This is a genomic window from Pseudomonas sp. SMN5, from assembly GCF_052041925.1.
Taxonomy (GTDB): domain Bacteria; phylum Pseudomonadota; class Gammaproteobacteria; order Pseudomonadales; family Pseudomonadaceae; genus Aquipseudomonas.
In genome coordinates this window covers 18,938-35,809 of record NZ_JBKGGX010000018.1, presented here as the reverse complement: position 1 = coordinate 35,809, position 16,872 = coordinate 18,938, and the positions used below count along the sequence as shown (strand labels likewise).

General features: G+C 62.4%; 15 protein-coding genes and 1 pseudogene. 4 read left to right on the top strand and 12 right to left on the bottom strand.

Features of this window, described 5'->3' with window-relative positions; genetic code table 11:
* Positions 1-216: 216 nt before the first annotated feature.
* Positions 217-966: a substrate-binding periplasmic protein gene (locus ACLEJR_RS18535; RefSeq protein ID WP_440815631.1), complete on the bottom strand. Its 750-nt coding sequence runs from the start codon at positions 964-966 to the stop codon at positions 217-219.
* A 286-nt stretch (positions 967-1,252) separates the two neighbouring features.
* Between ACLEJR_RS18535 and ACLEJR_RS18530 the strand changes: the two genes are divergently transcribed.
* Positions 1,253-1,999: a phytanoyl-CoA dioxygenase family protein gene (locus ACLEJR_RS18530; protein ID WP_440793093.1), complete on the top strand. Its 747-nt coding sequence runs from the start codon at positions 1,253-1,255 to the stop codon at positions 1,997-1,999.
* A gap of 110 nt (positions 2,000-2,109) precedes the next feature.
* Here the strand turns inward: ACLEJR_RS18530 and ACLEJR_RS18525 are convergent, their stop codons facing one another.
* From ACLEJR_RS18525 to ACLEJR_RS18480, 10 genes and pseudogenes are all read right to left on the bottom strand, one after another.
* Positions 2,110-2,652: a hypothetical protein gene (locus ACLEJR_RS18525; protein ID WP_440793039.1), complete on the bottom strand. Its 543-nt coding sequence runs from the start codon at positions 2,650-2,652 to the stop codon at positions 2,110-2,112.
* Between the two features lie 620 nt (positions 2,653-3,272).
* Positions 3,273-4,340 (bottom strand): protein-glutamate methylesterase/protein-glutamine glutaminase, encoded by a 1,068-nt coding sequence (locus tag ACLEJR_RS18520; protein ID WP_440793041.1) that lies wholly within the window; start codon positions 4,338-4,340, stop codon positions 3,273-3,275.
* A gap of 2 nt (positions 4,341-4,342) precedes the next feature.
* Positions 4,343-4,843, bottom strand: a complete 501-nt coding sequence (cheD, locus tag ACLEJR_RS18515; protein ID WP_440815630.1) for a chemoreceptor glutamine deamidase CheD — start codon at positions 4,841-4,843, stop codon at positions 4,343-4,345.
* On the bottom strand, positions 4,840-5,676 hold the full coding sequence (locus ACLEJR_RS18510; protein WP_440793045.1) for a CheR family methyltransferase: 837 nt from the start codon (positions 5,674-5,676) through the stop codon (positions 4,840-4,842). The genes cheD and ACLEJR_RS18510 overlap by 4 nt, the downstream gene beginning before the upstream one ends.
* A complete protein-coding gene (locus tag ACLEJR_RS18505; protein WP_440793047.1) occupies positions 5,673-6,209 on the bottom strand; it encodes a chemotaxis protein CheW in 537 nt (178 codons plus the stop codon). Before ACLEJR_RS18505 ends, ACLEJR_RS18510 begins: the two co-directional genes overlap by 4 nt.
* Before the next feature lie 40 nt (positions 6,210-6,249).
* Positions 6,250-7,908, bottom strand: coding sequence for a methyl-accepting chemotaxis protein (locus tag ACLEJR_RS18500; protein ID WP_440815628.1), 1,659 nt, complete (start codon positions 7,906-7,908; stop codon positions 6,250-6,252).
* Between the two features lie 35 nt (positions 7,909-7,943).
* A complete protein-coding gene (locus ACLEJR_RS18495; RefSeq protein ID WP_440815626.1) occupies positions 7,944-10,046 on the bottom strand; it encodes a chemotaxis protein CheA in 2,103 nt (700 codons plus the stop codon).
* Positions 10,047-10,091: 45 nt separating this feature from the next.
* Positions 10,092-10,376, bottom strand: coding sequence for an STAS domain-containing protein (locus ACLEJR_RS18490; RefSeq protein WP_440815623.1), 285 nt, complete (start codon positions 10,374-10,376; stop codon positions 10,092-10,094).
* 15 nt (positions 10,377-10,391) lie between these two features.
* The gene (locus ACLEJR_RS18485; protein ID WP_042730627.1) at positions 10,392-10,760 is read right to left on the bottom strand and encodes a response regulator; all 369 of its coding nucleotides are present in this window, start codon (positions 10,758-10,760) and stop codon (positions 10,392-10,394) included.
* An 11-nt stretch (positions 10,761-10,771) separates the two neighbouring features.
* Positions 10,772-11,716: pseudogene (locus ACLEJR_RS18480) on the bottom strand (methyl-accepting chemotaxis protein); the annotation flags it as partial.
* A 675-nt stretch (positions 11,717-12,391) separates the two neighbouring features.
* Between ACLEJR_RS18480 and ACLEJR_RS18475 the strand changes: the two are divergent.
* The gene (locus ACLEJR_RS18475) at positions 12,392-13,738 is read left to right on the top strand and encodes an MATE family efflux transporter (protein ID WP_440815622.1); all 1,347 of its coding nucleotides are present in this window, start codon (positions 12,392-12,394) and stop codon (positions 13,736-13,738) included.
* 176 nt (positions 13,739-13,914) lie between these two features.
* Positions 13,915-14,583: an HAD family hydrolase gene (locus ACLEJR_RS18470; protein WP_440815730.1), complete on the top strand. Its 669-nt coding sequence runs from the start codon at positions 13,915-13,917 to the stop codon at positions 14,581-14,583.
* A gap of 115 nt (positions 14,584-14,698) precedes the next feature.
* On the opposite strand, the gene ppnN is transcribed toward ACLEJR_RS18470, so the two are convergent.
* Positions 14,699-16,072, bottom strand: coding sequence for a nucleotide 5'-monophosphate nucleosidase PpnN (ppnN, locus tag ACLEJR_RS18465; RefSeq protein ID WP_440793057.1), 1,374 nt, complete (start codon positions 16,070-16,072; stop codon positions 14,699-14,701).
* A 217-nt stretch (positions 16,073-16,289) separates the two neighbouring features.
* Here ppnN and ACLEJR_RS18460 point away from each other — a divergent pair, with 217 nt between their 5' ends.
* Entirely contained in the window at positions 16,290-16,823 is a 534-nt protein-coding gene (locus tag ACLEJR_RS18460; protein WP_440815728.1) for a DUF3087 family protein, read from the top strand.
* The last annotated feature ends 49 nt before the right edge of the window (positions 16,824-16,872 follow it).

Below are 16,872 nucleotides of genomic sequence, written 5' to 3'. Positions count from 1 at the left end.
GTGCAAAGTTTGTAGGTCAAGGCCACTAAGCCTGTGGGAACGGGCTTGACCTCGAACCCTGGGCCCGCCGCAGGTTTGGGGTTGTCTGGGCTAAGGTCATCATGAGCAGGCTCGCTCCCACCTTGATTGGCTGGCGACCCCAATGCCGAGCACGACGCAAATCCCCTGTGGGAGCGAGCCTGCTCGCGAAGACGTCAGTCCATTCACCTCAATGCCCTAGTTCCCACTGGCCTGGGCATACCGTTGCTGGATACGCCCCAGCTCGCCCGAACGGCGCAGTTGTTCCAGGGCGTTGGCCCAGGCGGCGATCACTTCATCGTCACAATCGTGGCTGAAAGCGATATACAACGATGAGCGATAGAGTTCGACGGGAATCCTGCGCAGCGTTCCGGGTGCAATTTTCAGCTGGCGACTGTAGTAGGCCACACCGGCCGGAGTATCGCCGACAATGATCTCGGTGCGCCCGGCCAACAGCATTCGATAGAGCTGCTGGCTCCCGGTGGCACTTTTGTCCAGATTCTTGAACCCTCGCGACTGCAGCACGTCCGGTATCAGGCCGGCGTTACGCGTGGTGATCTGCGGGGCATTCAACAGCTGCTCGAGGGAATTGACCAGCTGCTGCGCACTGGCCAACTGATAGGGGTAAATGGACTCTTGCACAATCGGCCCGACCCACTTGTACAGCGGCTCGCGCTCGGGTGTGCGAAACATGGAATACAGGATGGTTTTCGGACGGGTTTTCAGCACCCGGCTGCTGCGCATGCTAGGCAGCACCTCCACCTGAAAATCATCCCCCGTCAGCGCCATGATGGCCCGGACGATCTCGGTGGTCATGCCGGTGAGTTGATTGTTTTCCAGGTAATTGTAGGGCGCCCATTCTTCAGTGACGACCAGATACGGCTCCGCCCGGACCGGGATGCCGAGCGACAGGCAGAGCAACGCCGCGGTGAGAGTTGAGTGCTTCACGTAGTGTGCCTATAGGCCGTGCGGGGTAGGAAGGCAGATCATGAACGTCAGTATAGACCGGCGCACGTTTGGCGACGGTCTGACGACAGGCTGGGTACGTACTGTCGCGCTTTGCGAAGGGACGCTGGAGTGGCCGATGATTCCGCTAGCCACTCTGTTCACAGGTCGCCTTGCATGGCTAGACTCCCATTCAGCTGCTTTGCGCTGGCGCAGGCATCAACCGCAGGGTAAAAACGATGCCTGGAGAGGCGCTGGATCACACCATCCCAAGGAAGCTGTAGGCGCCATGACTGATTGCGACCAACTCCACCACAACGGCTATGTCCTGCTGCATCGAGCGATACCGGCCGAGTGGCTGGCGGATCTTCGCGCTGTTTTCGATGCAGGCGTGAAACCTTCGGACCAGTGGCCCACGCCGCGCGGCTGGGACTGGCGTCATTCCCAAGTGGACTGTGATACGCGGATCCAGGCGGTGTGTCGTTTGCCGCAGTTGTTGGGTGCGGTGGGCGCATTGATCGGCGAGCGGTTCTTTCTTTCGCAAGTAGAGGGACGCGAGCCTCTGGCGGGCGGTGGTCATCAGTCGCTGCACCGGGACCTGTGCGCGCAACGACCTGGCGACACGGCCATCGCCCTGGCTTTTTTCGACGACTATGGCACCGGGAATGGCGCTACACGCATCGTTCCCGGCAGCCATCGTCCCCAGCCGGGAGGGTCTCTCTTCGACTTCGCTGACGAATCCCGGTCAGTACAACTTTCGGGTCGCGCCGGCGACATCCTGGTATTTGATGCCGAGCTGGTCCACGCGGCCAGCCTCAACGTGGTGGGTGAACGTCGTCGCGCCATCCTGATGGGCTATTTAGCGGAGCACCTTTACCCGTCGCACCTGGAAACCGCGAGCCTGCGCAATGTTCGGATGGACACCAGCGAGCGTTTTGATCCTGCTGATTATCCTTTGGTTGAAATCGGTTTATGGGACAGTTCCCAGTCCTGTGGCGAGGGAGCTTGCTCCCGCTGGGCCGCGCAGCGGCCCTGAAGGCTGGCGGCATGGTGGGTCAGGATGATTGGTGATTTTTTGAGGGGGCTACTGCGCAGCCCAGCGGGAGCAAGCTCCCTCGCCACGGACTTGAACGCTCGAACTGTCGATTACCTCTTCACCGGATAATCCGACCCCCAGACCCGTACCGAATTGATCGCCTCGTCCATGCCTTCGAAAACGAACTTCTGTCGTACCGCTGTCTTCGGTGGCACGGTGACTTCGTCCGGGTTTTCCATGCCGGTGAGCTTGTTGGCGTAACCCGCCTGGTCAATGGCCAGGAGGGCGCCGGTCTGGCCGAGGTTGATCAGGCGCAGTTGAGTGTCGGTGCTGTTCTTGAAGCCGAGGGTGATGATGAAGTTCTCGTCGCTGGGCTCCAACTTCAACACTTCGACGGCAATGCGGTTTTTCATCTGCTCGCCGGAGGAAATGATCGCGGCGCCATCGGTGCCCTGGGCCGATTCGCGACCGTCGAGCACGCCTTCGCTGACGCCACCCAACAAGTTCTTTCCAGCGGTGATGAACGAGGACACGGCGGCCTTGGTGGAGTCCTTGATGACACTGCCGTCCGTGGGCTCGCCTTCGGCCAGGCACAGGGGGCTGATCAGAAGAAAAGAAGCGAAGAGGGTGGGGCGTGACGGCAGAAAGTTCATACCTGGGTCCTTGATGACAGGGCGAACAGCATGATAGCCGTGATCCTGACCGCTAGCGATCCACCTCCTTGAGTTTTTCCGACATCTTGACCAGCGTTGCCAACGAGTCCGCATTCATCTTGCGCATCAACGCCCCGCGCCGCATTTTCATGGGCACTTCACTCAAGCCAGGTTGAGCGCTGCCGGCCGGTGGGGCCAGAATGACCATGGGCGCAAAATATACGTTGCTATATCCGAGGGCTGGCAGCGCTGATCTGCTTTTTTCCGCGGCAGGTGCGTCTGTAATGAGGCTGGCCGCAGTCCCCATAATCCCCCCACCCACAAGTGATACGGTTCATGGCAGAGGGGCTGGTGCTGGGAACAGGCTCCAGCAAGGTGTACCCAAACTTATCTATCAGGACTACACATGACAAAGATGGCGATTTTCTTGGGTGGTTTCCTGGCGCTGACGCTGCTGATTGGCGTGCTCGCGACCATCTCTCCGGTCTAGACACAACCCCCCTGTGGCGAGGGAGCTTGCTCCCGCTGGGCTGTGAAGCAGCCCCAAAAGCCTGGGCCCGCTTCGCGCCCCAGCGGGAGCAAGCTCCCTTGCCACAGGGTCCGCTACAAGATGCCCCGGCCTAGCGATGCAATATCACCTGCGCAATCTCCTGCAACCCCATCACCCGTTGCGCGGCGTTGAGCTTGATCGCTTCCTTGGGCATACCGAAGACCACGCAACTGGCTTCGTCCTGGGCCACGGTGCTGCTGCCGGCGTCGAGCATTTCCTTCAGGCCGCGGGCGCCGTCGTCGCCCATGCCGGTCATGATGATGCCGGTGGCGTTGCGCCCGGCGAACTTGGCCACTGAGCGAAACAGCACATCCACCGAGGGTCGATGGCGGTTGACCAGTGGGCCGTCCACCACCTGCACGTGATAGAAGGCGCCGCTGCGCGTCACCATCATGTGCTTGCCGCCGGGCGCGATCAGCGCCAGGCCTGGGTGGATGCGGTCGTTGTTGCGTGCTTCACGCACCTCGATCTGGCACAGGCTGTTGAGCCGGGCGGCGAACGAGGCGGTGAATTTTTCCGGCATGTGCTGGACGATGACGATGCCCGGGCAGACCCGTGGCAGCGCAGTGAGCACCGCTTCCAGGGCCTGGGTGCCGCCGGTCGACGTGCCCAGGGCGACGATGCGCTCGGTGGTCTGGGCCATGGCGTGGCCATTGGCGGCGGGCAGTACCGCGTCGGCGCTGAGTTTGCTGGCGGGCGTCAGCGGGGCCGCACGCTTACCCAGGTTGCGCACGTTCACCTGGGCCGCGGCGCGGATCGCCGCCACCAGTTCCGGCGCCGATTCCAGCAGAAAGTTCTTCAGCCCGGTAGTGGGCTTGGTTATGATTTCCACCGCGCCGGCGGCCATTGCCTGCAAGGTGGTTTCCGCGCCCCTGGGGGTCAAGGACGAGCAGATCACCACCGGCGTGGGGCGCTCGCTCATGATTTTTTTCAGAAAGGTGATGCCGTCCATGCGCGGCATCTCCACGTCCAGCACGATCACATCGGGCCATTCGCGGGCCAGTTTGTCCATGGCGAAAATCGGATCGGACGCCGCGCCCATCACATGGATGTCCGGCGTGTCGCTGAGGATCGCCAGCAACACCTGGCGGACCACGGCGGAGTCATCCACCAGCAGTACATTGATCTTTTTTGACATGGTTAATGCCGTGTCCTTATCGGTTGGTGCCTGACCCACACATCGCCGCTGCACAGGTCGAAAATGATGCTTCGATAGCCCGTGCTGCCCATGTCCTGGGCGATCAGGTCGAGGCGATAGAGGGCGGCCATTTCCAGCGCCGCATTGACGTTCAGCCGTGCCACATCGCCGAACGGCACGTGGCGTTGCAGTTGCGGGAACATCTCGCCGCCGCCGAACAGCTTGAGCTGATACTCCTCCGGCTCCGTGCCATGGGCCCGCGCCTGGTGCACAAACAATTCGATGGCTTCGTCGGCGTACAGGCCGTTCAGCGCGGTGGAGCAGCGGATGCGGCTGGGCAGCATGAAGTGGCACATGCCGCCGATCCGCCGCTCCGGATGCCACAGGGTGATCGCCACGCAGGATCCGAGGATCGTGCGCAGCCGGGTCGGGCAGGTGGCGAAGTGAAACTCCCCCGGCGCCAGATAGACTTCGGTGACTTCGGTTCTCCTGGCCGTGTTCATGGTTTGCGATAAATCGAAGGCGCCACCAGTTTCAACGCGTCGGACACGCCGTTGAGGCTTTCCGAATGGCTCACGATGAAGTAGCCGCCGGACTTGAGCCGGGGCACCAATCGGGCGACCACTTTGCTTTTGGTGGGTTGGTCGAAATAGATCATGACGTTGCGCAGGAAAATCACGTCGAATTCCCCCAGGTCCGGCAGCGTTTCATTGAGGTTGACCTGGACGAAGTGCACCCGGCTGCGCAACGCCCGGTCGATCAGGAACGTACCGTCCTGGCTGCCGGTGCCCTTGAGGCAATACTTGACCAGCAGCGGATGGGGCAGGGTGCGGGCGCGTTCCATCGGATAATGCCCGGAGCGGGCCTTGGCCAGCACCTGGCTGCTGATATCCGAACCGATCACCTCCCAGGGCGTGGTGCCCAGCCCCTCGGCCAGGGTCATCGCCAGGCTGTAGGGTTCTTCTCCCGAGGAGCTGGCCGCGCTCCACAGGCGAAAGGTCTTGCCCGGCGTTGCGTTGGGCAAGACCTGCTGGCGCAGGAAATCAAAGTGCTTCGGTTCGCGGAAAAAGTAGGTTTCGTTGGTGGTCAGCAGGTCCAGCGCCACTTGCAACTCATCAGCGCGCTGGCCGCTCATGATCAGCTTGAAGTATTCACTGTAGCTGTCCAGCTCATAGTGCTTGAGGCGCTTGAACAGGCGCCCGGCCACCAGGGCTTTCTTGGCCTCGGACAGGTTGATGCCGGCGGCCTGGTACAGCCAGGATTGAAACTGGCTGAACTCACGGTCAGTGAGCGCCAGCGAATTCGCGGTGCGTTCCTTGCAACTGTCAGCGTTCACGGGGCTTCTACTTCCAGCGCGGCGGGGCTGGCCTCTGCGAGTTGGGACATTTCGTCGATGGACAGCACGCGGTCGACCTCCAGCACGATCACGAACTTGCCGTCGACCTTGGCCATGCCGCTGATGAAGTCGGCGCGGATCTTCGCGCCGAAACTCGGCGGTGGTTCAATCTGCGTGGTCGGGATTTCCAGCACCGCCGACACCGTGTCCACCAGCAGGCCGATGTCCTGGGCGTGGCCGTCGGCAGAGTCCGCCTCGATGATGACCACGCATGAACGTCGGGTAATCGCCGAATTCTGCCGGCCGAACCGTGCCGACAGGTCCACCACCGGCACCACCGCGCCCCGCAGGTTGATCACCCCGCGCACGAAGGCCGGCATCATCGGCACGACGGTGAGGTTGCCGTATTCGATGATCTCCTTGATGCACAGGATGCCGATGGCAAACATCTCCGTGCCGAGCATGAATGTCAGGTATTGCGCTTCTTCCTCGACCGCGGCGGTCGTCTGGCGGGTGGTTGCGATGGCGCCCATGCCGTTATCTCCTGTTATCGAGCCCTATGTGGACGAACCGTCAGAACCGGGTGAATTCGGATTCGTCCGGTGCGCTCGCCATGCTGTAGGCGAAGGCCTTGGGCAGTGCGGGCACGGCGGCTCGGCTCGGCTTGCGGCTGGACGGACCCGGTGTGCTGTCGACCTTCAGCGGTTGGCTGGCTGACTTGGGTGGCGTATCCAGGGTGAAGAAGCTCATGGCCTGTTGCAGCTGTTCGGCCTGGCTGCTCATTTCCTCGGCGGTGGCCGCCAGTTCTTCGCTGCTCGAAGCGTTCTGCTGGGTGACCTGATTGAGTTGCGTCATGGCGGTGTTGATCTGTGCCACGCCGGCGGCCTGCTCCTCGGACGCGGCGCTGATTTCCTGCACCAGATCCGAAGTCTTGTTGATGGACGGGACCATCTCGTCAAGCAGATGCCCGGCCTTCTCGGCCATGTCGACGCTGCTGGACGACAGCTCGCCGATTTCCTGCGCCGCTACCTGGCTGCGTTCGGCCAGCTTGCGCACTTCGGCTGCGACCACGGCGAAGCCTTTGCCGTGTTCGCCGGCACGGGCCGCTTCGATGGCCGCGTTGAGCGCCAGCAGGTTGGTCTGGTAGGCGATGTCGTCGATGATGCTGATGCGCTGGGCGATTTTCTTCATCGCCACCACGGTCTGCTGCACCGATTCGCCGCCGTCGGTGGCTTCCTTGGCGGCCTTGCTGGCCATGCCGTCGGTGACCTTGGCGTTCTCGGTGTTCTGGTTGATGCTGGCGCTCATCTGCTCGATGGAGGCGCTGGTTTCCTCGACACTGGCGGCCTGCTCGCTGGTGGCCTGGCTCATCGATTGCGCGGTGGCGCTGACCTCTTCGGAAGCGCTGGCGAGGTTGTCCGCCGCATTACGTACTTCACCGATGATGTGGGACAACTTGCCCACCATGTTCTGCATGGCATTGAGCACCATGCCGGTTTCGTCCCGGGAGCCGCCTTCGATTTTCGCGTTCAGGTTACCCTCGGCCAATTGTTCGGCAACGGCCGCGGCCTGCTTCAAGGGCCGGGAAATGACCCGCGAAATGAACAGGGCCAGGCCCAGGCCGACCAGCAGCGCAGCGGCCAGCACGGCAATAATCGACAGGCGTGATTTCTCGAACAGCGCCGTGCCGCGCTCGCTGGCCGCAGCGGCACCGGCGTCGTTGAGTTCTACCAGTTTCTGCAGATCGGCGGTCACCAGGTCGAACTGACGCTTGGACTCGCCCTTGAGCAGCGCGTGGGCCTGGTCGGTCAGGCTTTGCCGGGACAGCGCCAGCAGGTCCTTGCTGATCGTCAGGTACGCGATCCAGTCATTGCGGGTGGTTTCGAACAGCTGGCGATCTTCGGCATTGGAGAGCAGTTTTTCATAGGTCGCCAGGCGCGTTTCAAAGGCTTTCCTGGCTTCCTCTGCTTCTTGCTCAAGCGTGGTGCGCTCCTGCTCGGAGTCGGCAGCGATGTGGCGATTTTCTTTCAGACGATAGCTCGCCGCGAAGAACCGCATGCCTGAAGCCGCACGCATCGACGGCATCCAGTTTTCCCGGATTTCGAGGGTGGTGCCATTCACCGCACCCAGTTGGAGGATCGAGAACACCCCCATGACGGCAGTCAGCGCCAGCACCACGAGAAATGAGGTGATCAGTTTGGTGGCGATTCTAAGATCGTAGAACCATTTCATTGGGAAGTACCTCTCCATGGAGTTTTGCTAAAGCGTCAGCGAGTGTTGGCTTGCTGGAATTGATTGGAGGTGTAGCGGTTTTCAATCTGTACGATCTGGGTCAGCAGCGCCGGTACGTCGAGGATCAAGGCCACGGCGCCGCTGCCCAGGATGGTCGAGCCGCTGATGCCGCGCAGGGCGCCGAACAGTTTGCCCAGCGGCTTGATGACGGTCTGGAATTCACCCAGCAAGTCATCCACCACCAGCCCGGCCTTGAGCTCGGCGTAGCGCACCACCACCACGTTCTGGCGACGCGCGGCTTGCCCTTCGTGGTTGAAATGGTCGCGCAGGTACACCAGCGGCAACACTTCACCGCGCAGGTCGAGATAGCCTTGTTCGCGACTGGCCAGGCCATCGTCCTCGCTCAGTTCGATGCACTCCTGGACCATGTCCAGCGGAATGACATAGGTCGACTGGTCGATGCCTACCAGGAAGCCGTTGATGATTGCCAGGGTCAGCGGCAGGCGGATGCGCACCACCGTACCCTGGCCCGGTTGGCTATCCAGGTCGACGGTGCCGCGCAGCAAGGTGATGTTGCGCTTGACCACATCCATACCCACGCCGCGTCCCGACAGGCTGGTGACGGCTTGGGCGGTGGAAAAGCCCGGCTCGAAGATCAGGTTGTAGATTTCCTGGTCGGTGGGGCTGGCGCCGGCGGCGACCAGGCCACGTTCCTGGGCTTTTTCCAGGATCCGGTCGCGGTTCAGGCCGGCGCCGTCGTCGGCGATTTCCAGCACGATGCTGCCCGAGTCGTGATAGGCGTTGAGGTGCAGATGCCCCTTGGCCGGCTTGCCGGCGGCCAACCGGGCTTCGGCGGTTTCAATGCCGTGGTCCATGGCATTGCGCAGCAGGTGCATCAGCGGATCGCCGATTTTTTCCACCACGGTCTTGTCCAGCTCGGTTTCCGCGCCGCTGATGATCAGGTCGATGTCCTTGCCCAGTTCCTGGCTGACATCGCGTACCACCCGCCGGAACCGGTTGAAGGTTTCGCCGATGGGGATCATGCGCAGGCGCAGGGCGCCGTCGAGAATCTCTTCCACCAAGGCCGATACGGTCGAGGTGGACTCCTGCAACGGGTCGTTGTTGCAGGTGCGGGCCAGCAGGCTGGCGCCGGCGCTGGCAATGACCAACTCGCCCACCAGGTTGATCAACTCGTCGAGCTTGTCGGCGTTGACCCGCACGTAGGCGCCGTCCTTGGCCTTGTTTTCGCTGCCGACCGGCTGCCGGTCGGCCGCAACCTGGGCGGGCAGCCGTGGAGCCTTGCGCTGGTCCGGCAGCAGCTCGCCGGCGGTGACCAGCGCGGTGCTTTCGTCCGGCTGCTCCTGAGTCGTGGCAACCAGGTGAGTGTTTGCCTGCGATTCGACTTCATCGACGGCGACGATTTCGATCTGGCAGTCTTCACGGACAAAATCGAAGACTTCATTGATCGCCCCATGGCTGGCGCTGGAGCGAAACTCGATGTCGAATCCCAGGTAGCAGGACTCGGCGTCCCAGCTGTCGATGGCCGGCATGGCGTCGGTCAGCGTATCGATATGGACAATCTCACCGAGGGTCTGCAAATAACGCAGGAACGAGAGCGGATCCATGCCGTTGCGAAACACCTCCAGGCCGAAGCGCAGGGAAATGTGCCAGAGGCGCGCCTGCGGTGCTTCGTCCACCTGGGTGTCAGCCGTGGCGGGCTGGGTGGCCGAAGGCGAGGGCGCCGCCTGGTATTCCTGAAGAATCTGGCACAGCTCCACTTCGCGCTTCATGGCTGGCGGCGTCAGTGTGCCGCCCTGGTTCGCCACTACGTTGATCAGTTCCAGCATGTGATCGCTGGACTTGAGCAGCACGGCGATCAGGCCGGTATCCACCTCGACGCTGCCATTGCGCAGGCGGTCGAGCACGTCTTCGACGATGTGGGTGAAGCTGACGATCGGTTCCAGCCCGAACAGCCCCGCCGAGCCCTTGATGGTGTGGGCGGCTCGGAAAATTGCACCGATGGCGTCATCGTCGTCAGGGTCGGTTTCCAGTTGCAGCAGGGACTCCTCCATCGCCTGCAACTGTTCCCGCGCCTCGACGATGAACGTCTGTTGTGCCTGGTCGAGATTGATGCTCACGCTCATATCCTTTGTCGTGCCGTGTCGTGCCGTGGTGCGCAGAGGCTAGGCCTTGAGGTTGCACAGCTTGAGTGTTTCGCTGACGGCTTGGCTGCGCCCGGTCAGGGTCAGCCGGGTGCCGGCCTTCGGTGCTTCGCGCAGGGCCATCAGCAGCAGTTGCAGGCCGGCGCCGTCGATTTCGGTGACTTGCGACAGGTCCAGCTCCATGCGCGGCGTTGCCCCCAGGCGTGGCAGCCACTGGGCGGCCAGGTCGGCGGCGGTATAGATGGTCAGCTCGCCGTCGATCCGCAGGTGAGCGGTGTCATCCAGGGTTTCGTACAACAAGGACATTGCCGCCTCCGGTCATCAAGGAAGAATCAACTTGGACACCGCCGCCAGCATCTGCGCCGGCTGGAACGGCTTGACCACCCAGGCCTTGGCACCTGCCGCCTGGCCTTCCTGTTTCTTCGATTCCTGGGATTCGGTGGTCAGCATGATGATCGGCGTGAACTTGTAGCTGGCGAGCTTCTTGACCTCCTTGACGAAGGTGATGCCATCCATGTTCGGCATGTTCACGTCACTGATGATCAGATGCACTTTCTGCCCGGTGAGTTTCCCCAACGCATCCTTGCCATCGCTGGCCTCGATCACGTCATAGCCGGCACTTTTCAACGCGATGCCGACCACCTGCCGAACGCTCGCGGAGTCGTCGACAACCAATACACTTTTAGCCATGAACGGCTCTCCTAGAAGAAGGTTATTTCCTGTGAAGCTTGTTGCGCGCCCGAGTCGCCGTGGTGATTGCGGCGCTGCTCGTCGGTGGCATAGGTGGTTTCCATGCGCGCCAGCCATTGGCGGGCGTCAATGGAGGCAGCCTGGTCGGGCGACTGACTGGCTTGTTGCAGGTGCACATGCAAGTCCTCGATGTTGTCGCGCACGTGGCTGAGGATCTGGCTGACCCGATCCTGGAATTGCAGGCTGACCAGCACCTCGGTGAGTTCGTCGCGGATGCCGAAGCTTTCCTGTTGCAGCATGTCGGCCGAGTCGGCCAGCCGCCCGGTGACGTTCTTGAAACGCTCCAGCACACGCTGAATGCTTTGTTCCGAAGCGGTCACCGAATGGCTGTCCTGGTCCGCACCGCTGGAGGCGGCCTGGACCAGTTGAGTGATGGCGGTATTGATGATGTCGACCTTGGCGGACATCTGTTGGCCGGTCTCGCTGGATTTGCTCGACAGGCTGCGCACGGCGTCGGCGACCACGGCGAAACCGCGCCCGGCCTCACCGGCGCGAGCGGCTTCGATGGCGGCGTTGAGGGCCAGCAGGTTGGTCTGCGCGGCAATGGCCGCGACATCCGCAGCCATGGTCCGCAGCTCGCCGGTGTAGGCGGTCAGGTTGCGCACCTGGGCCAGGGTTTCATCGCGGCTGGCTTGGGTGGCTTTCAAAGAGTCGATCACCTCGACCAGTTCGCCTTCGCTCTGGGCCAGCACTTGCACCGCGCCGCCGCTGCTTTTGCCGGCCAGTTCACCGGCGGCCTGTTGCGAGGCTTGCACGGTTTCTTCCAGGCGGGACGAAATGCCGGTGAAGCGGCTGGTCAGCGAGACGATCGCGGTTTCAGTCTGTTGCCGCGAGCTTTCGACCTGCTTGGCCCAGATCGGCATCGCGCCGAGGATCACTTCGTTGAGTTGCGCCTGGGTTTGCGGCGAAAGGTGTTCGGCCGTCTGCAGTTCATGCAGGTCGCTGGTCTGGGCCAAAGCGCTGTCCAATTGTCGACGCTGCGCCCGTGCGCCCAACACACCGGCGGCGCCGCCCACGACCAGGATCGCCGCGCTCAAGCCAAGGTTCTGTCCGCTGGCTCCGTTGACGGCCAGCACCCCGGTAGCGGCGGCGACGGCCACCAGCACAGCGTGCCAGAGGATGCGTGGTTGAGTGGGGGAAAGGGAATGACCGTGTGGATACGACGTCATGGTTCGGTCCTTGAACAGTGCTGCTAACAGGTAACAGGTTATTGGCGAATAACTGGTTATCTGCGTCCTTCACGTGGACTTGATGACCAGTCGTCCGATATCACATCGCTGTAGGCGATGCCCTACACAATGCGTGGCACTGTGCTATCTCAGATTAGACGCAGTCTCGCAATTGTCGAATCGGCCCGACGAAGCATCACTGCCACACAACACCCCTTGTGGCGAGGGAGCTAGCTCCCGCTGGACCGCGCAGCGGGCCCTCTTTGTATGCGACTGCTGCGCAGCCGAGCGGGAGCAAGCTCCCTCGCGACAAGAGCGGTCCGAGTCGATTCTTTGAAATGAAATGTTGGGATTGAGCTAAATTATCGGCACCGATTCGTCGAACCTGCCATCAGAGCCCTCATGCCCACCCAGCCTCTTTGGAAAACCTACCTGCTATTCCTGGCCCCCATGGTCCTGTCCAACTTCCTGCAATCGATGTCCGGCACGTTCAACAGCATCTATATCGGACAGATGCTCGGCACCCAGGCATTGGCAGCAGTGTCGGGGATGTTTCCCATTCTATTTTTCTTCATCGCGCTGGTGATCGGCCTGGGGGTGGGTGCGGGGGTGTTGATCGGACAGGCCTACGGTGCCGGTGAAACCGGTGCGGTGAAGGCAATTGCCGGCTCGACGCTGTTGCTGGGGGCGATCATCGGCCTGGCGGCTGCGGTGCTGGGCAGTGTGTTTGCGCGGCAGGCCCTGCAAGGGCTGGGCACGCCGGTCGATGTGCTGGAGGATGCCGTTTCCTACGCCCGGGTGATGTTGTGGGTCCTGCCGATATTGCTGGTGTTCGTGCTGTTCACCCAGTTGCTGCGCGGGGTCAGCGACACCTTCTCGCCGATGCTGGCGTTGCTGGTGTCCACCAGTGTCGGGCTGCTGCTGACGCCCGCATTGATCCGTGGTTGGCTGGGGCTGCCTCAAATGGGCATCCAGAGCGCCGCGCTGGCGGGGCTGGTGGGGACGACGTCGGCGATGGTCATGCTGGCGTGGCGCCTGAACCGCCGCGCCCATGCCCTGGCACCTGATCGCGCGTTGTTCGCGGCAATGCGCCTGGATCGTGAAATCCTTGGCAAAGTGCTGCGCATCGGATTGCCCACCGGGTTGCAGATGGTGGTGATCTCGCTGTCGGAGCTGGTGATCCTGGCGCTGGTCAACCGCCACGGTTCCCAAGCCACCGCGGCCTACGGTGCGGTCACGCAGATCGTCAACTATGTGCAATTCCCGGCGCTGTCGATTGCCATCACCGCTTCGATCCTCGGCGCCCAGGCCATTGGTGCCGGGCGCCTGGCGCGTCTGGGGCCGATCCTGCGCATGGGGTTGTTGTTCAACGTCTGGCTCACCGGAGGATTGGTGCTGTTGGGGTATTTGCTGTCCCACTGGCTGCTGGGCCTGTTCATCACCGACCCGACGGCGCGGGTCCAGGCTGAACACCTGTTGCACATCATGCTCTGGAGCCTGTTGGTGTTCGGCTTCCAGGCCGTCGTCGGCGGCATCATGCGCGCCAGCGGCACGGTGCTGGTGCCGGTGGTGATCTCGATCTTGTGCATCGTCGCGGTGCAAGTACCGGCGGCGTACCTGCTCGATGCCCGCTTCGGGTTGCAGGGAGTATGGATGGCGTTTCCCGTGGCCTACCTGAGCATGCTGTTGTTGCAGACGCTGTATTACAAACGGGTCTGGCAGCATCAGCCGATCGAGCGGTTGGTGTAGGTTTTTTCTGACACACCGAAACCCTTTTGGGAGCGAGCTTGCTCGCGATAGCGGCGGGTCAGTCAACCTGATACTGAATGAATGACCGCCATCGCGAGCAGGCTCGCTCCCACAGGGATCCGTAGCTTGACGATGTTACAGTGGCCGTCATTTCCCACGTCGTCATCGAGGACCCGATGCCAGCCAGCTCTCCCCCCAACTCCACCTACCGCGCCTTCCTCTTCGACATGGACGGCACGCTGCTCAATTCCATCGCCGCCGCCGAGCGGATCTGGACGCGCTGGGCCAGGCGCCACGGGGTGGACGTGGCGACGTTCCTGCCGACGATCCATGGCGTGCGCGCCATCGACACCATCGCCCGCCAGCAGTTACCGGGGGTGGATGCCGAGGCCGAGGCCGCGCAGATTACCCGTGAAGAAATCGAAGATGTCGAAGGCGTGGTGCCCGTGCCCGGCGCGCTGGCGTTCCTGCAAAGCCTCCCGCCGCGGCAGTGGGCGATTGTCACCTCGGCGCCCATGGCCTTGGCCTTGCGCCGCATGGAAGCGGCTGGCATCCCGCGTCCGGCGGTGATGGTCACCGCCGAAGACGTGAGCGACGGCAAACCCAACCCCGCCTGCTACCGACTGGCCGCCGAGCGATTGCAGGTCACGCCCGGCGAATGCCTGGTATTCGAGGACGCCCTGGCCGGCGTCCAGGCCGGCGAAGCGGCGGGGGCGAACCTGATGGTGGTCACGGCGACGCATTCGCATCCACTCGACACCGCCCACCCATCGATCAGCGATTACCGCGAGCTTGGCGTCACGGTAGACGAAGCCGGACTGATGCGGTTGCACACAATTCCATAACCACCATCGACCCCCTGTGGGAGCGGGCTTGCTCGCGAAGGCGTCGGCACATTCGGCATTGATGCAAGTTGGTCCGCCGCTTTCGCGAGCAAGCCCGCTCCCACAGCGAACCGGGTCAGCTCACCACGCGATAGCACGGCACATAGGCCGCGCCGCCCGGCAGTTTCATGCGGTGTTGTGCAACGAAGGCTTGGAGCAGGCGGTCGAGGGGTTCCATGATGGCCGGATCGCCGTGGATTTCATACGGGCCGTGCTCTTCGATCAGGCGGATGCCCTTGTCCTTGACGTTACCGGCGACGATGCCCGAAAACGCCCGGCGCAGGTTGGCGGCCAGTTCGTGGGGCGGCAGGTCGCGACTCAGGCCAAGACTGGCCATGTTGGCGTGGGTCGGGTCGAACGGACGCTGGAAGCCTTCGTCGATTTTCAGCAGCCAGTTGAAGTGGAAGGCGTCGTTGCGCTCGCGGCGGAACTGTTTGACCTCCTTGAGCCCCTGGTTCATCTGCCGCGCCACTTCGGCCGGATCGTCGATGATGATCTGGTAGTGCTGCTGCGCCGCCTCACCCAAGGTAGCGCCGACGAACGCATGCAACTGGTCGAGATACGGCGCGGCGCTTTTCGGGCCGGTGAGGACCACCGGGAACGGCAGGTCCTGGTTGGCCGGGTGCATCAGGATGCCCAGCAGGTAGAGGAACTCCTCCGCCGTACCGGCACCGCCGGGGAAAATGATGATGCCGTGGCCGACACGCACGAAGGCTTCCAGGCGTTTCTCGATGTCCGGCAGGATCACCAGTTCGTTGACGATCGGATTCGGCGCCTCGGCGGCGATGATGCCCGGCTCCGTCAGGCCCAGGTAGCGGCCGCCATGGATCCGCTGTTTGGCATGGGCGATGGTTGCGCCTTTCATCGGCCCTTTCATCACGCCCGGGCCGCAGCCGGTGCAAATGTCCAGGCTGCGCAGGCCCAGTTCATGCCCGACTTTCTTGGTGTACTTGTATTCTTCGGTGTTGATCGAATGACCGCCCCAGCACACGACAATTTTCGGTTCCACGCCCGGACGCAAGGTGCGGGCGTTGCGCAGCAGGTGGAATACGTAGTCGCTGATGCCCTGGGACGAGCTGAGGTCGATGCGCTGGCTGTCCAGTTCGTTCTCGGTGTAGACGATGTCGCGCAGGGCGCTGAACAGCATCTCACGGGTGCTGGCGATCATTTCGCCGTCGACGAAGGCATCCGCCGGCGCGTTCAGCAGTTCCAGGCGCACGCCACGGTCCTGTTGGTGGATACGGATTTCGAAGTCTTTGTAGGCTTCCAGGATGGTCTTGGCGTTGTCGACATGGGCGCCGGTGTTGAGAATGGCCAGGGCGCACTGGCGGAAGAGGGTATAGATGCTGCCGGAACCGGCTTCGCTCAGTTGCTGGACTTCGCGCTGGGACAGGGTCTCCAGGCTGCCCTTCGGGCTCACCGAGGCGTTGATTACATGTCTTTGAGTCATTCAGCTTTCCTTGAAAACGATGCCGTGCACACAGAGGCGGCACCTTGAAAAAAACGTCCACGCAGAAAGATCGCACGATCCTTGCGGTATCGCCATGGACTTTGATCCGGATCCTTCGGGTCGGTTGCACCCTAAAATGAGCCCCAGCATAGCTAAATCGACCGGGCAGGCGATAATGCGTGACTCTTTCGATGCCGTACAAGGAAATTGCGCCGCGATGTTCGAGATCAAACCCTGGGACGCCGGTCTTTACCGGCAGCAGACCCGCCGCAGCACCCTGATCATCGCGGTGGTGTTCCTGGCGCTGGCGATGCTCTTGTCCAGCCTGGCCGTGATGCTGTTCGGCACGCCGGGAGGCGATAACTTTCGTTTCAACCTCGGCGGCGTGATTGCCGCAGTGCTGCTGATGGCGGCGCTGATGCGTCTGTATTTCTGGTCGCAACCGTGGATGGCCGCCGCCGTGTATGGCTGGCAGCTCAAGCGCAGCCTGATGAGCGTGACCAACCTGATGCACCAGGTCAAAGCCGGGGTACAGGCGCAGGATCCAGCGGCGATGAAGCTGTTGCGGTTCTATCACCTGGGCCTGGCGCAGATGCATCATCTGGACGCCAACTCCAGCGAGCAAGGCTCACTGACGCGGGAGGCCGACGCGCATCTGGCGGCCATGCAGGCGCTGGGCCTGGACACCCATCAGCCGCGCCTGGACCCGACCTGGCTTGAAGCGGTCAGGCAGGGCTACGACACGCGCTGACCTGTGCCCGCTCGTCGGTACCTGTTCGGAAAAATCAAACCCAGGTCCG